Source organism: Lysobacter sp. HA18 (assembly GCF_054057595.1).
In genome coordinates this window covers 1,648,802-1,668,535 of sequence record NZ_JBSRZL010000001.1, presented here as the reverse complement: position 1 = coordinate 1,668,535, position 19,734 = coordinate 1,648,802, and the positions used below count along the sequence as shown (strand labels likewise).

General features: G+C 67.2%; 10 protein-coding genes and 1 pseudogene. 2 read left to right on the top strand and 9 right to left on the bottom strand.

Annotated features, from left to right (window positions below; all coding sequences use genetic code 11):
* Window position 1 precedes the first annotated feature (1 nt).
* Window positions 2-1,060 carry a protein-glutamate methylesterase/protein-glutamine glutaminase gene (locus tag ACVWWW_RS08395; RefSeq protein WP_027083009.1) on the top strand — a complete coding sequence of 353 codons (1,059 nt, stop codon included), beginning with the start codon at window positions 2-4 and terminating at the stop codon, window positions 1,058-1,060.
* A gap of 20 nt (window positions 1,061-1,080) precedes the next feature.
* Here the strand turns inward: ACVWWW_RS08395 and pbpC are convergent, their stop codons facing one another.
* The 5 genes and pseudogenes from pbpC to gyrA form a co-directional block, all read right to left on the bottom strand.
* Window positions 1,081-3,423 (bottom strand): penicillin-binding protein 1C, encoded by a 2,343-nt coding sequence (pbpC, locus tag ACVWWW_RS08390; protein ID WP_456998672.1) that lies wholly within the window; start codon window positions 3,421-3,423, stop codon window positions 1,081-1,083.
* Between the two features lie 80 nt (window positions 3,424-3,503).
* The gene (locus tag ACVWWW_RS08385; protein ID WP_036142555.1) at window positions 3,504-8,450 is read right to left on the bottom strand and encodes an alpha-2-macroglobulin family protein; all 4,947 of its coding nucleotides are present in this window, start codon (window positions 8,448-8,450) and stop codon (window positions 3,504-3,506) included.
* 88 nt (window positions 8,451-8,538) lie between these two features.
* A complete protein-coding gene (locus tag ACVWWW_RS08380; RefSeq protein WP_051235121.1) occupies window positions 8,539-9,846 on the bottom strand; it encodes a bifunctional diguanylate cyclase/phosphodiesterase in 1,308 nt (435 codons plus the stop codon).
* A gap of 3 nt (window positions 9,847-9,849) precedes the next feature.
* Window positions 9,850-11,115 carry an HD-GYP domain-containing protein gene (locus ACVWWW_RS08375; protein WP_051235119.1) on the bottom strand — a complete coding sequence of 422 codons (1,266 nt, stop codon included), beginning with the start codon at window positions 11,113-11,115 and terminating at the stop codon, window positions 9,850-9,852.
* 261 nt (window positions 11,116-11,376) lie between these two features.
* Window positions 11,377-14,083 (bottom strand): annotated as a pseudogene (gyrA, locus tag ACVWWW_RS08370) (DNA gyrase subunit A).
* A gap of 73 nt (window positions 14,084-14,156) precedes the next feature.
* Between gyrA and ACVWWW_RS08365 the strand changes: the two are divergent.
* Window positions 14,157-14,348, top strand: a complete 192-nt coding sequence (locus ACVWWW_RS08365) for a hypothetical protein (RefSeq protein WP_155914275.1) — start codon at window positions 14,157-14,159, stop codon at window positions 14,346-14,348.
* A 113-nt stretch (window positions 14,349-14,461) separates the two neighbouring features.
* Here ACVWWW_RS08365 and mtnA read toward each other — a convergent pair whose 3' ends face one another.
* From mtnA to ligA, 4 genes are all read right to left on the bottom strand, one after another.
* Complete coding sequence (gene mtnA, locus ACVWWW_RS08360) at window positions 14,462-15,520, bottom strand: S-methyl-5-thioribose-1-phosphate isomerase (RefSeq protein ID WP_027083005.1); 1,059 nt, start codon at window positions 15,518-15,520, stop codon at window positions 14,462-14,464.
* 45 nt (window positions 15,521-15,565) lie between these two features.
* Window positions 15,566-16,309 (bottom strand): DUF3011 domain-containing protein, encoded by a 744-nt coding sequence (locus ACVWWW_RS08355; protein ID WP_051235117.1) that lies wholly within the window; start codon window positions 16,307-16,309, stop codon window positions 15,566-15,568.
* A gap of 97 nt (window positions 16,310-16,406) precedes the next feature.
* Complete coding sequence (gene epmA / locus ACVWWW_RS08350) at window positions 16,407-17,381, bottom strand: EF-P lysine aminoacylase EpmA (RefSeq protein WP_027083003.1); 975 nt, start codon at window positions 17,379-17,381, stop codon at window positions 16,407-16,409.
* Window positions 17,381-19,732, bottom strand: a complete 2,352-nt coding sequence (gene ligA, locus ACVWWW_RS08345) for an NAD-dependent DNA ligase LigA (protein ID WP_027083002.1) — start codon at window positions 19,730-19,732, stop codon at window positions 17,381-17,383. The genes epmA and ligA overlap by 1 nt, the downstream gene beginning before the upstream one ends.
* Window positions 19,733-19,734 lie beyond the last annotated feature (2 nt).

The following is a 19,734-nucleotide window of genomic DNA, read 5'->3' as shown; positions in this document are numbered from 1 at the left end:
CATGCCCGGCCGCCGCATTCGCGTATTCGTGGTCGACGACTCCGCCGTCGCGCGACAGGGCGTGCAGGCCATCCTCGATGCCGAGCCCGACATCGAGGTAATCGGCACCGCCAGTGACCCGATCTTCGCGCAGCAGAAAATGGCGGCGAACTGGCCCGACGTCATCGTGCTCGACATCGAAATGCCGCGCATGGACGGGCTGACCTTCCTGCGCCTGCTGATGGCCGAGCGGCCCACACCGGTCGTCATCTGCTCGACGCTCACCGGCAGCGGCACGCAGACCAGCCTGCAGGCGCTCGCGGCCGGTGCGGTCGAAATCATCACCAAGCCGACGATTGGCCTGAAGGATTTCCTCAGCGATTCGGGCGACCAGCTGTGCATGGCGGTTCGCGCGGCGTCACGCGCGAGGCCGCGTGCCGCGATGTCGGCGATGACGGCCTTGGCGTCACGCGGACGCTTGCCCGCAGCGACAAGCAGCGGCGCGATGGCGAAGACGACCGAACACATTGTGGCGATCGGCGCATCGACTGGCGGCACGCAGGCCATCGAGCGCGTGCTGACCGCCCTGCCCCGCGTATGCCCGGCCATCGCCATCGTGCAGCACATGCCGGAGCGCTTCACCGCATCGCTGGCGCAACGGCTTGACGGCTTATGCGAGATTGACGTACGCGAGGCGCGTCATGGCGACCGCATGCTTCCGGGGCTCGCGCTGATCGCACCGGGCGGGCGCCACATGCAACTGCGTCGTTCCGGCGCGCACTACCTCGTGCACGTGATCGATGGCCCGCCTGTCAACCGTCATCGCCCATCGGTGGACGTGCTGTTCCGGTCCGTCGCGCGACATGCAGGGCGCAACGCCCTCGGCGTGATCATGACCGGCATGGGCGACGACGGCGCGCGCGGGCTTCTGGAAATGCATCAGGCCGGCGCACCGACCATCGCGCAGGACGAGGCCACGTGCGTAGTGCACGGAATGCCGCGCGAAGCGGTAAAGCTCGGCGCCGCTTCACGAGAAGTGCCGCTTGGGCGCATTGCCGACGAGATCATGTCGGCTGGTTGATCAGTGCGTAGCGCCCGGCCTCAGCGGCCGAGCACGCGGAATGCGATTCGCGCCCACGCGCCGTCTTCGGTCAGCGCGGTCAACTGGTGCTCGCCCGGCTCGCCTAATTGAAGCGACGTGGTCGCCGCGCCGGACGTTTGCGCGACCACATGTCCGTCCAGCAGCCATCGCACGTTTTCGTCCGTGCCCAACGCGCGAACGTCAACGCGCACGGGTTTGCCGTCGCCCGACGCAAGACCCGCGTGATCGCGTACGCCGTCGATGTGCAGCGTGTTCGCTGCGCCGCGGCCGTCGTCCATGCAGTCGGGGGCGAGCGCGGGCAGCGACGACGCCTCGCGCTCGCGCTGCGTGAGCCACGGCGATGCCAGAACCGGCCAACGCGCAAGCGACACCGCGCGACGGTCGTGCGGCTTCGCGCAGTCGGCCGACAGCCGCAGGCCCGACGACGCATCGACATCGATGTCTTCGCGCCCCGCATTCCAGGCGCGCGCCTGACGTTCGGGCAGCGTCGGCGGCACGGTGCCGTCGAGCGACCAAGCGGTCATGCGTCGATGACACAGCGCAGCAGGTTGCGCGTCGGCGGCAACACCGAGCGGCCAGCAGACGTCGACTTCCGATACCGAAGCCGGCTTTCGCGCCACGGTCGCGATGCGCGAATGCGGCAGGCTGTCGACGATCTCGAAAAGCAGCGGCAATGCGGTGACCGCGCCGTACTGACCGGGCATCGGCGTGCCGTCGGGGCGGCCCACCCACGCGCCGACCGTGTACGCCGGCGTCGCACCGAGCGCCCACGCATCGCGATAGCCGTAGCTGGTGCCCGTCTTCCAGGCGAGCGGCGTTCGGCCACGCGCATCGAACAGATCGCCGACACTGCCGGGTCGCGGCGTGCGTTCGAGAATGTCGCGGATGATCCACGCTGCACCTTCGCTCATGATGCGGCGGTCGACATGGGCGTCGCGCGGCATGTAACGCACGCGCCCCGCGACACCGCCGCGCGCGAGCGATGCGTATGCGCCGACGAGATCCTCGAGCTTCGCACCGGTGCCACCGAGGATCATCGACAGGTTCGGCGACGCGCCGTCGGGCCACTTCAGTCGCAAGCCCGCGTGTTCGAGCCGCGCGTCGAACTTCACCGGGCCGAGTCGATCGAGCAGGTCGACCGCGGGCACGTTCAGCGACATCCGCAACGCTTCGGCGGCACCAATCGGCCCGTTGAACGCCGAGTCGAAATTGCCGGGCCTGTAATCGCCGAAGGACTGCGGCGCGTCGACCAGCAGGCTCTCGGAATGGATGAGCCCGTCATCGAGCGCCATGCCGTACAGGAACGGCTTGAGCGTCGAGCCGGGCGACCGCCATGCACGCACCATGTCGACGTGACCGAGGCGCGCGGCATCGCCGATGTCGATCGAGCCGACATAGGCGCGCGCTTCCATCGTCGCGTTGTCGACGACTAATAGTGCGGCCGACGTCCGCTCCGGGAGCGTGGAGAAATACGCCGCGACACGATCTTCGACGACGCGCTGAAGATCGAGGTCGATGGTGGACGCGATGCGCGCCTGGCGTGGCGATGCGCTGCGCAGCCGCTGCGCAAGCAAAGGTGCGAGACGCGGTGCCTGCAGCGATCGCGCTACGACGGGTTCAACGCGCGCATCCCGCGAGTCCGCGGTTGACCACACGCCAAGCGATGCCATGCGTGCGAGCACCTTGTCACGTGCCGTGCGTGCGGCGTCAGGGTGTCGGTCCGGACGCAGCCGGCTCGGCGCCTGCGGCAGCACGGTAAGCAACGCGGCTTCCGCGTGCGACAGTCGCGATGACGGCTTGCCGAGATACGCCCAGCTCGCCGCTTCAACCCCCTCGATCGCGCCGCCGAACGGTGCGTGGTCGAGATAGAGCTGCAGGATGCCGCGCTTGCCCACATGCACTTCAAGCTGCGCGGCGCGGAACAGCTGGCGCAACTTGCCGCCGACGTCGCGCGGATGCGGGTCGAGAATGCGCGCGACCTGCATGGTCAGCGTCGAACCACCGGACACGACGTGCCGATAGCGAAGCATCTGCAGCCCGGCGCGCCCGAGCGCATAAGGATTGACGCCGGGATGCCGCCAGAACCAGCGGTCCTCGTAACCGATCAGCGCCTGCAGGTAGAGCGGCGACACCGCGTCGGCGCACACCGGATATCGCCACACGCCGCGACTGTCGGCGAATGCACGAAGCGGCGTGCCATCGCGCGCGAGCACGACCGCGCCGCCGTCGCGTGCATCAGGCAAGGGCAGCGGGAACGCGAGGTCGAGAAGCATGGCGACGACGAGAAGCGATTCGATCACCAGCACTGCGCGAAGCAATCGGCCGCGCCGACTACTGCCCATCAACCGTGTTCGCCACCCGACCTGCTTCATCGTTGCTGCCGCGCCTGCGTCACATCACCGCGACGCAGGCCGCTACTCCCTCAGTGCCCCGGCTCGACCACGCCGATCTTCGCCGGCACCGACTTGCCGACGCCGCGGATCCACGGGCGGTACATGTCCTCGACCAGCGGCGGCGGCACGGTGTACGTGCCGGGCGTGACCGCCCGCACCAGGTAGAACACGCGCGACGTGCTGCCGGCCGATAGCTTCAGCGCGGCGACGTAACGATCGTCGCGGAACTCCTCGTGCTGCACCTCGGCGGCGTCCTTGCGGTCGGCGATTTCAATGCCCTCGATGCTGACGTCGGCCCACTGCTTCTCGTCGCCGAGATTGAAGTTCTCGATCTCCAGCCCCGCGGGCAACAGGTCGGTGAGCAACGCGTCGGGCGCGTCGTCCTGTGGCGTGATCGACACCGATGCGATCAGCGCGTCGCCCTCTTCCAGGCGACCACCGGTCCACGCCGTGCCGTCGGGCTTGTACCAGCGGCGGACGATGCCGATGCGCGAATCGTCGAATGCGGGCGCATCACGCGGAATGCCGGCAACGTCGACGGTGCCGTACAGCGTGCCGGTGCCCGTCGGTACAAACGACACGCCGCCACGCAGCGCGCTAGCGTCGAACAGTCGCGCCTGCAGTTTCGCGGCCGCTGCATTGGTCGCAACGCCGCCAACGCGCCATGTCCCGGCGACCTGGCGCGACGTATCCACCATCAACTGCTTGCCGAGACGCGCGAGCGCGACCTGCTCCTGCGTGCTGAAGTACATGCCGTACGGCGAGCGGCGCGCGTCGATCTCGCGCACCAGCGCCATCAGGCGCGTGTCGAACGACTTTGGTGCAAAGCCGTGCCGACGCGTGAGCGCGAGCATCAACGCGTCGTCGCGAACACGGCTGCCGTAATCACCGAGGTAAGACGGGCGCGCGTCGGGGTCGCGATCGAAGCCGTCCTGGATCGCACGCAGGCCGCGTGCGTGGTCGCCCTGCAGTGCCAGCGCGAGGCCGAGATGCACCAGCGGCAGGCCGGTGATGCTCTGCTTGCGGTCGTTGTCGTAGAGCCCGCGCAAGGTCCCCAGCGGCGCACGGTTCACGCGTGCCAGCACGTAGCCCGCATGCGCCTGGTACGCGAACCGCAGATGCTCACGATTGTCGTAACCGTAGAAGCCGCTGCTGCCACCGAGCAGGTCGTCGCTCATCGCCTTCAACGCCTTCTGCAGCACGTTGTCGGGAATCGCGAAGCCGGCGTCGCGCGCGTCGAGCAGGAACTCTGCAACGTACGGCGTGATCAGCGGATTGACCGTGTCGTCGTCATCGCCCCACATGGAGAAGTGGCCCGACGACACCTGCAGGCCGGACAGACGCGCGAACGCGCCGTTCATGCGTGCGAGCCGCTTCTTCGCGTCGAGACCGGGCACGCCGAGCATGCGTGCGGTCGCGTCGTCGAGCATCAGCCCCGCATAGCCCTTGCTGGTGGTCTGTTCGACGCAGCCATAGGGATATTCGAGTGCGCCCTGCAGCGCAGCCGCGAACGGAATTGGCGGGACAGGGCTGACGCTGAGACGCGCGGCGACGGAGTCCGCGATCAGCCCATCGGCGACGCTCGCCGGCAGCGTCAGCGCCGCGGGTGCTTCGACCGTCGACGTCTGCGTACGTACCACTTGTGGCCACGCCGGACGCACTGGCAGCTCGAAGCCGCGATCGACGTGCGACGCATTGCCGTCGACGCGGATATGTACGTGGCCGATCCCGAAGCCTTCCTTCGCGGTGAGCGGAAAGGTCAGCGAGACCTTCTGTTCGGGTGCGAGCGTCAGGTTGCGTGCGCCGTCGACGATCGCAAGCGGCCCGGTCGTATCGACATTGACGCGGAACGTGCCGGCGCGCCCCGTGAAGTTCTGCACGTCCAGCGTGACGCGGCTGGTGTCGTTCGGCGCGAGCACGCGCGGCATGCTGGGCTCGGCGAGGATCGGTGCGCGGATGATGCTTTCCTTCGCAACGCTGCCGTACTTGTTGGCGGAATACACGACGGCCGACACGCGTAACGTGCCGTTGAAGTCGGGCACCGGCACGCGCAGATGCGCGATGCCCTTGGAGTCGAGCGCAACGGGTCCGGCGAAGAGATCGACCGTCTGTACGTGCGCGGTTGGACGTCGCGCCTGCGGCAGCGCGGGCAATGCCATGTCGCCGCCGAACTTCAGGTGCGCGGTCCCGCCTTCGAAACTCTCAATCACGCGCCCGTAGATGTCGTACGCATCGACACCGAGGCGACGCTGCGCGAAGAAATGCTTGGCGGCGTCCGGCACCGGGAACTGCGTGATGTTGAGGATGCCGACGTCAACCGCGGACACCACGACGTTTGCGCGTTGCCCCGCGAGCTGCGGCACCGCGATGGTCACCGGCAGGTCGCGCTCGGGGCGCATCTTCTCGGGCACGGAGATGCCGACGGCGACGCGACGATCGCGACGGTCCATCGGCACGAACGCAACACCCACCGCACGCGCCGGCGTCACCTTGCTCGACGCACTGCCGCCACGGAAAACCAACGCGGTCACATAGACGTCGTGCCGCTCCCAGTCCTTGGTCACCGGGATCTCGAACGTGCTGCCGGCTTTAACGTCGACCGACTGCACGTACAGCATGTGGTCCGACTCGACGATGAGCAGGCCGCGGCCGGGATTCGGCGGCGTCACCGTCACCTTCAGCGTGTCGCCGGCGCGATAACCGGTTTTGTCGAGCGCGAGCTTGACCTTGTCGGGCCGCGCGTCGAGGCCGCGGTTTTCGTCGTTCCAGCTCCAGCCGGCCGTGAACGGATAGCGCGACGTCAGCTTCGTCTGCGGGTCGTAGACGTCGATGCGGTAATCGCCCCACTCCACCGGGAAATCGACGCTCGCCGCGTCGTTGCCGATATCGACGTTGCGCGTCTGCACGTTCTCGAATCGACGGGTGAACGCGTAGTCCCAGCCGTTGTCCTCGTCGTAATCCCAGTGGTAGTCGCGACGTTCGCGCACCAGCGTGACGCGCATCCCTGTCGCCGGCCGCGGACGACCCTGCGCGTCCATGCGAACTACTTGGAAGCGCGCATTCGAATTCGCGTTCGCGCCGTCGCCGGGATCGAACATCGGACGCACGCCGACCAGTGCATCCGCCGGCCACATCACGCGCTTGACGCTGCGATTGACGGTGCGGCCGCCGGTTTCGTACACGCTGCCGCTCAGCATCAAGGCGATCGGCGAGACGGGCTTCGCTTCCTTCGGCAATGGAACATCGACGTCGAACCGCCCGTTCGGATCGAGCGTGGTATCGACGACGTCTTCGGCCTTGTCCGGCAGCTGCAGCGTGGCGTCGCCGAAGAAGTAACCGGGCAACTGTTCGAGCGGATGCTGTTCGACCGCGATCGCGAGCCGCGCGGTGAAACGGTTGCCCGCCGCGGGCGCGCCGTAGAGGTAGTCGCTCTGCACGTGCAGCTTCAGCGGCTGACCAGGCGCCACCACGGGCTGGGCGCTCAGGTCGAGCTTCAGTCGTTCCGGCAGGAACTCTTCGACGCGCAGCGCCATGCCCTGCACCGCTTCCTTGCTGCCCGGATCGGTGCGGAACTCGATGCGCCAGCGCCCGGTCGGCGCGTCCTCGGGAATCAGCTGGTCCTGGCGCACATAGCCCTGAGCATCCGGCTGCAGGCGCGACTCGATCAGCGTCTTGCCATCGGGTTGCACGTAGCGCACGTACACGGGCTGCGCCGTCTTTCCGGCAGCGATCGCGACCGGGTTGCCGTCGTGGTCGCGCAGTAGCGCGGACAGATGCACCGTCTCGCCGGGGCGATACAGGTCGCGACCAGCCCAGGCGAACACGTCGAACCAAGCCTGCTCGCGGCCCGCGACGGCGAACTCCGACAGATCGAGCGCCGGCTGGTTGAACGGCAGCATCGTGACGTCGCTGCCGTGGCGCGCGATCAGCACGTGCGCGGCGTCGAGCTTGTAGTCGAGCAGCGCATTGCCATTACCGTCGGTCGTGCCCTTGAACACCGGGTTGCCCGACGCATCGAGCACGCGCAGGTCGACGCCGCCGGTGCCCGAGCCGTCGAGCAGCGATGCGGTGTGCACGAACAGGCGATCCTTGTAGGCACGCACGTGCAGGCCGAGGTCGCTGACCGTGAAGAATGCAGTCTCGAAGTCGTCCTTGAACGCGCCGGCGCGCTTCATCACCGCGAAGTACAGGCCGGGTTGCTGCAGCTCCTTGATGTCCTGGATCGGCAGGTAGGTGAGCACGCGCTCGTTGGCCTTGCCGCCGAGCACGAACCGGTTGACGTACACGGGGTCGGCAATGCGCGACAGCGCCGCGTGCTCCTTGCCGTCGTTGTCGAGATCCCAGCTGCCGCGACGCCCGCCGCGCTGGTACTCGGCGAAGAACTTCGGCAGCTCGCCGTCGCGCACGCGCAGGAATTCGACGTCGACTTCCGGCACGTTGATCGATACCACCGGCAGGCCGCGGCTTTCCCGCGCTGGCAGCACGCTGCCCTGCGATGCGAAACCGACCACCGGATCGAGCGGGCCCGTGTAGACCTTGCGTTCGATCTGGTTGCCGATGCGGCTGCCGTCCGCGGCGGTCATGCCGGGGTACGCGATGACGACGTAATGCCGGCTCGCCTCGACGTGCGGGAAGCGAAGGATCTTCGCGCCTTCGTCCAACACCCAGCCGCCGTCGATGCGCCCGCCCTTGTCGTCGCGCACGACGATCAGGCGGTCGAACTCCTGCGTCGGCGCGAGCGGTCGACTGAACTCGACCGCGATGGCCAGCTCGTCGCCGGACTTGTCGGGGTAGACCGAGGCGATGCCGAACTCGCCCGCGGCAACGCGCTTGGCGTGGATCGCCTCGCCGCCGGGTGTCGGCAGTTCGCCGTCGGTATCGCGTTTGCACGAGCCGATGCCAAGAGCCAGGATGACGAACATCACGATCATCGCGCCGATGCGGCGCGAGGCTGCGGATCCGTCCGCCCGTTGCATGCGTGGCATGCGTGCCCCCTCGAGAATGCACGCAGTATAGGCATCCGCCGACGCGCGAAATCGCATGCCGACGGACGGCTGCAACGTGTCAGTCGGCGGGAGAAACCGGTTGTTTCGGGTGCTCGCCGAGCCAGCGCACCAGGTCCGCCGGCGGCATCGGCTTGGCGAACAGATAGCCCTGCAGGACGTCGCAGCCGAGCTCGGTCAGGTGGTCGCGCGTGGCCTCGTCTTCCACGCCTTCAGCCGCGACGGTCAGGCCAAAGCGATGCGCCAGGTCGACCACGAAACGGATGATGTCGGCGCACGACGGATCGGTCGCGAGTTCGGTGACGAACGAGCGATCGATCTTCAACTCGTCGGCCGGGATGTTGCGGAAGTACGACAGGCACGAGTAGCCGGTGCCGAAGTCGTCGATCGAAATGCGCGCGCCGAGCGCACGAATGCGTTCGAGCACCGGGAACGCGAGGCGCGCATCCATCAGCGAGCTTTCGGTGATCTCCACGACGAGCTGCACGCCGTCGCCCCAAAGGCGCAATGCGTTCTCGATGAGTTCGGGAAGGTCCGGCTCGGTCGCGAGCATGCCGGGAATATTGATTGACACCGTCGGCGGGCCGGACGGGAACTTCCATTGCGACGCCTGCCGCAGCGCGGTGTTCAGCGCCCACACCGTGAGCTTCTTGATGTGCCCGATGCGTTCGGCGACGGGAATGAACACCGACGGCGGCACCATGCCGCGCGTGCGGCTGTTCCATCGCATCAATGCTTCGGCGCCGACGGGTACCAGCGAGCCGGCGCCGAGTATCGGCTGGAAATTCAACGACAATTCGCCGCGCTCGATCGCGCCGCCGAGCTGCACTTCGAGGTCCCACTGATCCGAGATGTCGACGTCGCCCGCCGTGTCCGGCGCGGACATGTAGCGAACCCCCGCACGTCGCGCACGCGACAGCGCGGCTTCGGCGCGGCGCAGCAGGAACTCGGGATGCGTTGCGTGGCGCGGCGCCATGGCAATGCCGACCGTCACCGGCACATGCAATTCCGCCTGCCCTTCGCGCATGGGTCGCGCGAGCAGGCGGAACAACTTCTGCACGGCCAGTTCGACATGCCCGGCATTCATCATGCCGGTGAGGATCAGCGCGAAGCGGTTGTCGCCGATGCGCGCAGCGTAGTCCTGCGGACGTGTAACGAATTCGAGTTGGCGTGCAAGATGGTTGAGCAGCCGGTCGCCCGTGGCAAACCCATGCACGCCATTGATCTGCGCGAAGCCGTCGATATCGATGATGAGCAGCGCCATCGCGATGCGCTTGTCGGACGCATGCACGACGTGCCGACCGAGCAACGGCAGGAACCCGCGTCGATCGCGCAGACCGGTTACTTCATCGTTGTTTGCCGCGAGCACGCGTCAGTCCAGGAACAGCGCGGCGCGGTCGATGCCGTAGGCGCCGGCCGGCAGTCCGCCGCGCACGTTCAAGGGCGCGCCGTCAGCGTCGGTCGCTACTTCGGCGAGGTCGATAAGCCGGAATTCCGCGAGCGGTTGCTTGTCGGGCGCGAGGATCAGCATCACCGATGGGCGCAGGCGCTTGAGCGTGTTGACTGACATGACCACACCGACGGACCCATCGGAAAGCTCGATCAGGGTGCCCGTCGGATACACGCCGCAGGTGCGGATGAACTGTTCGACGAGTTCGGACTGGAACAGGCGGTCGCGCGTCTCGTACAGCTCCATCACCGCTTCGTGCGGCGATCGTGCGCGTGCATACGGACGTTGGCTGACCATCGCGTCGTAACTGTCGACCATGCCGGCGATGCGCGCGAACATCGGGATCGATGCGCCCTGCAGGCCGCGCGGATAACCCGAGCCGTCGTGTCGCTCGTGATGGTTTTCGACGATCTGGTGGACGATGGGCGACAGGCCCGGTGTCTCCTCCATGATGCTGCGGCTTTCGCGGACATGTCCGCGCAGGCGCTGCAGGTCGTCGTCGTCGATCGCTTCAGTCTTGGTGAGCAGCGAATCGGGCAGGCGCACCTTGCCGACGTCGCACAGCAACGCGCCGAGCGCGAGATCGCGCAGGTCGTCGCGCTCGAGGCCGAGGTGTCGGCCGAACGCCGCCGCCCAGATCGAACAGGCGATGCCGTGCTGGTAGACGTAGTCGCCCTTGCGGCGCATTTCCATCACCCACGGCAACGCGGTCGGGTTGCGGGTGATCGAGTCGAGCATGGTGTCGACGCCTTCGCGCAGCTTGTCGGCGTCGAGCTTTCCGCCGCTGCGCAGGCCGTCGATGACGTCGCGCACGCCGGCTTCGAGCGTTTCATGCGCCTTCTCGGCGGCGGCGGTTTCGGCGCCGAACACGCGGGACAGGATCGAGCGCATCGGTCCTTTCGTTGCCGATGGCGACGCAGCCTCGGGCGCGGCCGCCGGAGAGTCGCCGTCGAAGATGACGAACTGCGGCGACGGCGCCTTGCCGCGCGCGATGTCGACGCGCACTTCCTTGCACATCGCCTTCAGGCGACGCAGCTCGTCTTCGGTGTCGACCAGCAGGCCTTCGAAGGCGAAGCCGCTGCCGAGCCACGGGCGATCGAGTTCGCTGACGAACATGCCGCGCTCGAGGCCCGCCGTGGTGATGCGCAGTTCCTGGCGAAAATCCGTCGTCGCCGTTGCGCCGTTCATCGTGCCGTGGCTCCGTCAGGGCGCACGCGGCCGGCGGCGCGTATAGCGACGTCAGTCAGGACTCGGCGGCATGGGGCGGTCAGGTGGCGCATTCGCGATCGATAGGAGCGTCTCGAAGGCCTAACGGCCGGGACCGCTCAAGCTTGACCCCCGTCGCGCTTCCGGGGCGCTGAAACGTTCATCGGGGTGCCCGTTTGCCGACGGGCGGCGCAAACGAAAACGCCGACCCGGAGGTCGGCGTTTCGTGGCAAGAATCCGCGATCAGGCGACGGGTTCGTCGTCCGCCGCGTCGTCAGGCGCGATGGCGTCGAGGTCATGGCCGGCGACGTTCATGACGTGCCGATCGATCGTCGGATCGGTGCCCTCCTCCGTCGGCACGACCGCGCCGGTCAGCATCTCGTCCTCTTCCTCAAGCGACACGTCGACGCGCTCGATCGCCTGCAGCGATTCTTCCGCGCCGAGTTTGATCAGCGTGACGCCCTGCGTGTTGCGGCTGACCTGCGAGATCTCCGACGCACGCGTGCGCACCAGCGTGCCGCGGTCGGAAATCAGCAGCACCTCGTGGTGGTCGCTGAGCTGGATCGCGCCGACGAGCTCGCCGTTGCGGTCCGTCGTCTTCAGCGCGATCACGCCCTGGATGCCGCGACCCTTGCACGGGTATTCCTCGAGCGGCGTGCGCTTGCCATAGCCGTGCTCGCTGGCGGTCAGCACGTCGCCGTCGCCATCGACCACGATCAGGCTGACGACGCGCGCACCGTCGGTGCCCTCTTCGCCCTCGGCCAGCCGCATGCCGCGTACGCCGGTCGCGGTACGACCCATCGGGCGTACCTCGGACTCCGAGAAACGCACGGCCTTGCCGTTGCTCGCGAACAGCATGATGTCGCGCGTGCCGTCGGTGAGCTCGGCGTTGACCAGCGCGTCGCCGTCGTCGAGCGAGATCGCGATCTTGCCGCGCTGCAGGCGGAACGAGAACTCGGTGAGCGGCGTCTTCTTGACCGTGCCGTTGCGCGTCGCGAAGAACACGAACTTGCCCTCGGTGTATTCACGCACCGGCACCACGGCCTGCACCTGCTCGCCGGCTTCCAGCGGAATCCAGTTGATGATCGGACGGCCACGCGAAGTGGCACCGGCTTCCGGCAACTGATGCACCGGCAGCCAGAACACGCGGCCAGTGCTCGTAAACGTCAGCAGCGTGTCGTGCGTGTTCACCAGCCACAGCTGGTCGATGAAATCCTCGTCCTTGGTCTTGGCCGCATTACGACCTCGACCACCGCGCTTCTGCGCGCGATACGCGGCGACCGGCTGGCGCTTGGCGTAGCCCGAATGCGACAGCGTGACCACAACGTCTTCCGGCGCGATGAGGTCGAGGATGTCGAAATCCTCTTCGCTCGGACGGATTTCGCTGCGACGCGCGTCGCCGAACTCGGCCTTGAGGTCGAGCAGTTCGGTGCGGATCACTTCGCGCAGGCGATCGGGATTCACGAGGATCTCGATCAGGCCGCGGATCGTTTCGAGCAGCGCGCGGTATTCGTCGGTGAGCTTTTCCTGCTCAAGCCCGGTGAGGCGATGCAGGCGCATCTCGAGGATCTGCTGCGCCTGCGTTTCGGTGAGCTGATAACGCTGCGCGCCATTCTCGTCGAGCAGGCCGACGCCGTTGGGCAGGTCGTCTGGACGCGACGCATCGGCGCCCGCCGACGCCAGCAGCGCGCTGACCAGGCCCGGCTCCCACGTGCGGGCAAGCATGCGCTCGCGCGCCTCGACCGGATTCGCCGACGTCTTGATCAGCTCGATCATCTCGTCGATGTTCGCGAGCGCGACCGTCAGGCCTTCCAAGATGTGCGCACGCGCGCGCGCCTTGCGTAGGTCGAAGATCGTGCGACGCGTTACCACCTCGCGGCGGTGGCGCACGAACGCGTCGAGGAATTCCTTGAGGTTCAGCAGCTTCGGCCGGCCATCGACCAGCGCGACCATGTTGATGCCGAACACCGACTCCATCTGCGTCTGCTGATAGAGGTTGTTGAGCACCACGTCGGCCGATTCGCCGCGCTTGACCTCGATGTAGATGCGCATGCCGTCCTTGTCGGACTCGTCGCGCAGTTCGCTGATGCCTTCGAGGCGCTTTTCCTTCACCAGCTCGGCGATCTTCTCGATCAGCCGCGCCTTGTTCACCTGGTACGGAATCTCGGTGACGATGATGGCCTCGCGGCCGTTGTCCATCGTCTCGATCTCCGCTTTCGCGCGCATGCGCACGCGGCCGCGGCCGGTGCGATAGCCGGCGATGATGCCCGCGGTGCCGTTGATGATGCCGGCGGTCGGGAAATCCGGGCCCGGGATGTACTCCATCAGGCCGTCGACGTCGATGTCGGCGTTGTCGATCAGCGCGATCGTCGCATCGATGACTTCGCTGAGAGTTGTGCGGCGGGATGTTGGTCGCCATGCCGACCGCGATGCCCGCGGAACCGTTGACCAGCAGGTTCGGCACACGCGTCGGCATGACGGTGGGCTCGAGTTCCTTCTCGTCGTAGTTGGGCTGGAAGTCGACGGTTTCCTTGTCGATGTCCGCCATCAGCTCATGCGCGATGCGCGACATGCGCGCTTCGGTGTAACGCATGGCCGCGGCGGAGTCGCCGTCGATCGAGCCGAAGTTGCCCTGCCCGTCGACCAGCATGTAGCGCAGCGAGAACGGCTGCGCCATGCGCACCAGCGTGTCGTACACCGCGGTGTCGCCGTGCGGGTGGTACTTACCGATGACGTCGCCGACGATACGCGCCGACTTGTAATACGGCCGGTTGCTGTGCGCACCGAGCTCGTGCATCGCGTAGAGCACGCGGCGATGCACCGGCTTCAGGCCGTCGCGCACGTCCGGGAGTGCGCGGCCGACGATCACGCTCATCGCGTAATCGAGGTAGCTGCGGCGCATCTCGTCTTCGAGATTGACCGGGATGATTTCTCGGGCGAGTTCCGTCATCGGGATTCCGTTTGGGGCGAGGACGCGCCGGCCGAAGCGGGTGGCGTGCGGGCGCTTTCCAAGCGGCCGTGCCATGCCTTCGGATACGCGTCCGGAAGTGGTGAAATTCTATCACGCGCGGCGGCCGGAAGCACGCGATTTCCGGCCGCAAAACAAGCACTTACGCGTGGAACACGGGGCGATTCAGACGGGTCGCAACTGCTGCGACCGGGAAGCCCGTTTCGAGGCGCTGAACCGGATGGCGGAACGGCCCAACACCGGCTGAGCTTGGTGACATGGCTCGGTGGCACGCCGCCTCGACAGCACGGTGTCGACGCAGCCTCAGCGGCCGCCTTTGTGCGTTCGGCCAGGACATCTAGCCTTACCGAACTACCATCCTCAGGTCCCGAATGCCGCCCGCATCGCGGCTTCGTCCGGGCGCTCGATAACGCCGCGCTCGGTCACGATCACGTCGATCAGGTCATGAGGCGTGACGTCGAACACCGGATTCCATGCCTCGACCCGCTCGGCCGCCGTGCGCACACCGCCGAGCGAGAACAGCTCCGTGGCCTCGCGCTCCTCGATATGGATGGCGTCGCCATTCGGTGTGTCGAGATCGACGGTCGACGACGGTGCGGCGACCATGAACTTGACGCCGTGGTGGCGCGCGGCGATCGCAAGCTGGTACGTGCCGATCTTGTTCGCGGTGTCGCCGTTCGCGCAGATGCGATCCGCACCGACGACGACCCACTGCACGGCACCGGTACGCATCAGGTGCGCGGCCGCGGCGTCGGCGATGAGCGTCGGCACGATGCCGTCCTGCTCGAGTTCCCACACCGTTAGGCGTGCGCCCTGCAACCACGGCCGCGTCTCGCCCGCGTACACCTTGTCGATGCGGCCCTGCGCGACGCCGGCACGGATCACGCCCAACGCGGTGCCGAAGCCCGCAGTGGCGAGCGAACCGGTATTACAGTGCGTAAGCACCTGGCTACCGGGCGCGATCATGGCCGCGCCGAGTGCACCCATGCGGCGATTCGCGGCGAGGTCTTCCGTCGCGATCGCTTCCGCTTCGCGAAGCAGTATGTCGCGCCAGTCGGCACCCGCCGCCTGCACGACGCGACGCAGGCGCGCGAGCGCCCACGCGAGATTCACTGCGGTCGGCCGCGATGCGTTGAGTCGCATGAACGCCGGATCGAGCTTCTGCATCGCGTCCGCGCCATCAGTCGCATCGACATCGCGCGACGCCAACACCGCGCCCCAAGCCGCCGCGATACCGATCGCGGGCGCACCGCGCACCGTCAGGTTGGTGATCGCGTCCGCGACTGCCGCGTAGTCGTCGCAGCGCACGTACTCGACCGCGAACGGAAGCTTGCGCTGGTCGAGAAGTTCAAGGGCGTCGCCCGTCCAGCGAATGGGACGGACGCGGTCGTAACGGTCGAAATCGAATGCGGGATCCATGCACGCATTCTAAGCGCGGCGGTGCGGCGGCCCGGCAGTCGCGCGTCAGCGACCGCTCGCAAGAACGCCGCCGCCGACTTCGAAGTCGGCGCGGCAACCACCGTCGACCCAGAGGCCGCGGTCGTCCACGCCCCAGGTCTGCCCTTCGATGCAGGCCGTATGCGAGAGCTGGTTGAGCAGGCGGACATTCGCGCGCGGCGCGATCGCACAGCTGTGGATGCGGCCCTTGTCGGATTCGCAGCGCACGCGCGACGGCGCCACCGCTTCAGGCCGGTTCCAGCCGCCGACGATGCGGAACTCGGCGCGGCAACCACCGCTGACCCAGACGCCTTCGCGATCCATTCCCCACGACTGCCCGCGGATGCACTGCGAGCGCGAGAGCTGGCGGACGATCTCGACCTGCGCGCCGGTGCGCGTGGTGCAGTGTGTCCAGCGGCCACTATCGGAGCCGCAGCGGAACAGTCGCTCGCCACCACCGATCGGGCCGATCGGTCCGCGGCCGTCACCATCGGACACCGCGAGGAATTCGCCGCGGCAGCCCTGCGTCACCCAGATCGAGCGCCGCGTGCGGCCCCATGTCTGTTCCTCGATGCACGGCGTCTTCGAAAGCTGGCGCAGCAGACGCGCGCCGCCGCTGGCATCCACCGGGCATTCCTTGGTGTGGCCATCGGACGACTCGCAACGCAGGGTGCGGCCGTCGGGCGGCGGCCCCCACGCGCGCGCTGGCGACGGCGCGACGACGCATGCCCCGACCGCGATCGCAAAACCGATCGCTCCGCGCATCACCATCGTTCGTCTCCAGCAGTTCGTTGCATACCGACTGTAGCGCGCCAAGGTGAACGCTGCTCGTCCAGATCGCGACCGGCCGGTGTTCATTTATGTGCCGTCAGGCGCGCGCGAAATCGAACGCGAGCAAGTCGGCGATGCGGGACGTGCCGAGCAGCGCCATCAGCAGGCGATCTACGCCGAGTGCGACACCCGAGCAGTCCGGCAAACCATTCGCCAGCGCATCGAGCAGCGCATCGTCCCGCGGCACGTTCGGGGCGCCGTGCATGTTGCGGCGCACGATGTCCGCGTCGAAGCGGCGACGCTGTTCCGCGGCATCCGTCAGCTCGTGGTAGCCGTTCGCGAGTTCGAGCGCGCCTAGGTAGACCTCGAAACGTTCGGCGACCGGCGGATCGCCTTCGCGCACGCGTGCCAGCGCGCATTGCGACGCTGGATAGTCATGCACTATGTGGATCGTGTCGGCGGCGAACGTCGGCTGGATGCGATGCGTCATCAACAGGTCCAGCCAGTCGTCGCGTGTCAGGCCGTCGGGATCGATGCGTACGTCCCCGAGCGCGCCGCGTAGCGTTTCGACATCGTCGCGATGCGCGTCCACGCCGAGGTGCGCATGGAACAGCGCACCGTAGGTGGTTTCATCGACACAGGCAGTGCGCCCTACCAGCGACAGGCAGCGCTCGATCAGGTCGGCTACTTCGCGCGCAAGCGCAATGTGATCGATGCCGGTGCGATACCACTCCAGCATCGTGAATTCGGGGTTGTGGCGCCCGCCCGCCTCGCCGTCGCGGAACACGCGACCCAGTTCGTAGCAATCGCCGATGCCCGCCGCGAGCAGGCGCTTCAGCGGAAACTCCGGTGACGTGCGCAGCCATCGCGTGCGCGGCGCACCGTCGGTGCGACCGCTGAACTCGACCGCGAACGATGCGATGTTCGGGTCGGTATTGCCGGCGCGCGACATCACCGGCGTTTCGACTTCGAGCACACCGCGCTCGGCCATGAACTCGCGGATGCGACGGTTCACCGATGCGCGCAGCCGCAGCGCCTCCGGCGTCGCCGACGGCTGCCATGCGGCGTCCATCAGGCTGCGCCGTGCTGCGCGAGGAACTCGATCAGCTTCGATTCGTCCCACACGTCGACACCGAGCTGCTGGGCCTTTTCGAGTTTCGATCCTGCACTTTCGCCTGCGACGACGAAGCCCGTCTTCTTCGACACGCTTCCGGACACCTTGGCGCCGAGCGCTTCGAGTTTCTCGCCCGCCTGTTCGCGGGTCATCGATGACAGCGAGCCGGTGAGCACGACGGTCGTGCCATCGAGCGGGCCGGCGTTCGCGGCGGCTTCGGGCAGCGCATCAAGAAGACGCTTCTGCGCCGCGACCGACGCATCGAGCAGCGTGCGGTTTGCGTCCACATCGCGCCATGCGACGAACGCTTCCGCTACGACTTCCGGAACGCCACCATCGACGAGTGTCGTCGTGTCGACCTTCGGTAGGGCATCGCGCTTAGTCGCAGCAGCAATCTGTTCAGCGCGCAGTCGCGTGACCTTCGGGATCTCGAGGTCGACCAGCAGCGTCGCGACATCAAGTCGCTCGCGCAGCTTCGGCGATGGCGAATGCTCGTCCGTCGGCGCAACGCCACGCTCGAGCAGCGTGTCGATCCCCTGCTGGTTGCCAGGCTGATCGAGGAAGTGCCCGAGCGAGCGCGCGACCTCGCCGCCGATGTCCGGCAGCGCCTTGAACAGCGGCCACGGCAGGCGACGCACGACCTCGAGCGAACCGAACCATGCGGACAGCGCCTTGGCGGTGCTCTCGCCGACGTGCTCGATGCCGAGTGCGAACAGCAGGCGCTCGAGAGTCGTGCTGCGGCTGCGGTCGATGGACGCCAGAAGGTTTTCCGCCCACTTGGTCGCGACCTTGCCGCGCGCTTTCGTGGTCGACTCAACATCGACCACTTCAACATCGCGTGCGTCGACCTCGCGTTTCATCGCGAGCAGGTCGTCGAGCGTCAACGCGTACAGATCGCCGAGCTGCTTCACGTAGCCGAGGTCGCAGAGATCCTCGATGAAGCGATCGCCAAGACCTTCGATATCCATCGCGCGGCGCGACGCGAAGTGGCGGACGGCCTCCTTGCGCTGCGCAGCGCAGGTGAGTTCGCCCGAACAGCGCCACACCGCCTGCCCTTCCTCGCGCACGATTTCCGAACCGCACACCGGGCACGTCGTCGGCATCTGCCATGCCTTGGCGCCGCGCGGACGTTCCGATTCGACGACGCGCACGATTTCAGGGATCACGTCGCCCGCACGACGCACGATCACCGTGTCGCCGGCGCGCACGTCGAGACGGGCGACCTGGTCGGCGTTATGCAGCGTGGCGCTCGTCACGACAACGCCGGCTACCTGCACCGGACGCAGGCGCGCGACGGGCGTTGCCGCACCGGTGCGACCGATCTGGATCTCGATCGACTCCAGAACCGTCATCTGTTCCTGCGCCGGAAACTTGTGCGCGATCGCCCATCGAGGCGCACGCGATACGAAACCCATCTCGCGCTGGCCGGCGTAGTCGTCGAGCTTGTAGACGACGCCATCGATGTCGAACGGCAGCGATGCGCGGCGTCCGCCCATGCCGCGGTAGTAGTCGAGCAGACCGTTTGCACCGCGCACAACCGCGTTCTCGGCGCTGACGGGCAAGCCCCAGTCACGCAGCTTCGCCAAGACCTGCGAATGCGCATCGGGCAACGTGCCGCCCTCAACTGCGCCAATCGCATACGCGTAGAACGCGAGCGGACGTTGCGCAGTGATGCGCGGGTCGAGCTGGCGCAGTGAGCCTGCGGCACCGTTGCGCGGATTCGCGAGCGGCTTCGCCCCTTCCGCGAGCGCCTTCTCGTTGTAGACGTTGAATGCCGCGATCGGCATAAAGACTTCGCCGCGCACTTCGAGCACATCTGGCCAGCCGCTGCCACGCAAGCTGAGCGGAACGCTGCGGATGGTGCGGACGTTGAGCGTTACGTCTTCGCCGGTTGCACCGTCGCCGCGTGTCGCTGCGACCGTCAGTCGACCCTGTTCGTAGCGGAGGCTGATCGCAAGGCCATCGAGTTTGGGTTCGACCGAGAAAGCCGGATTGTCCACCTCGAGCGTTTGCTCGATGCGGCGCACGAAGTCCGCGACTTCCTCGTCGGTGAACGCGTTGGACAGCGACAGCATCGGCACGACATGGCGCACCTGTGCGAACGCGCTGGCCGGCACAGCGCCGACCCGCTGCGTCGGCGAGTCGTCCGTCGCGAGATCCGGATTATCGGATTCGAGCGCGAGCAGCTCGCGCATCCAGCGGTCGTACTCGGCGTCCGGAACCGACGGATCGTCGAGCACGTAGTAGCGATGGTTCGCGTCGGCGATCAGCCGGCGCAGTTCGTCGATGCGTGCAGCAGGTTTGGCCATGC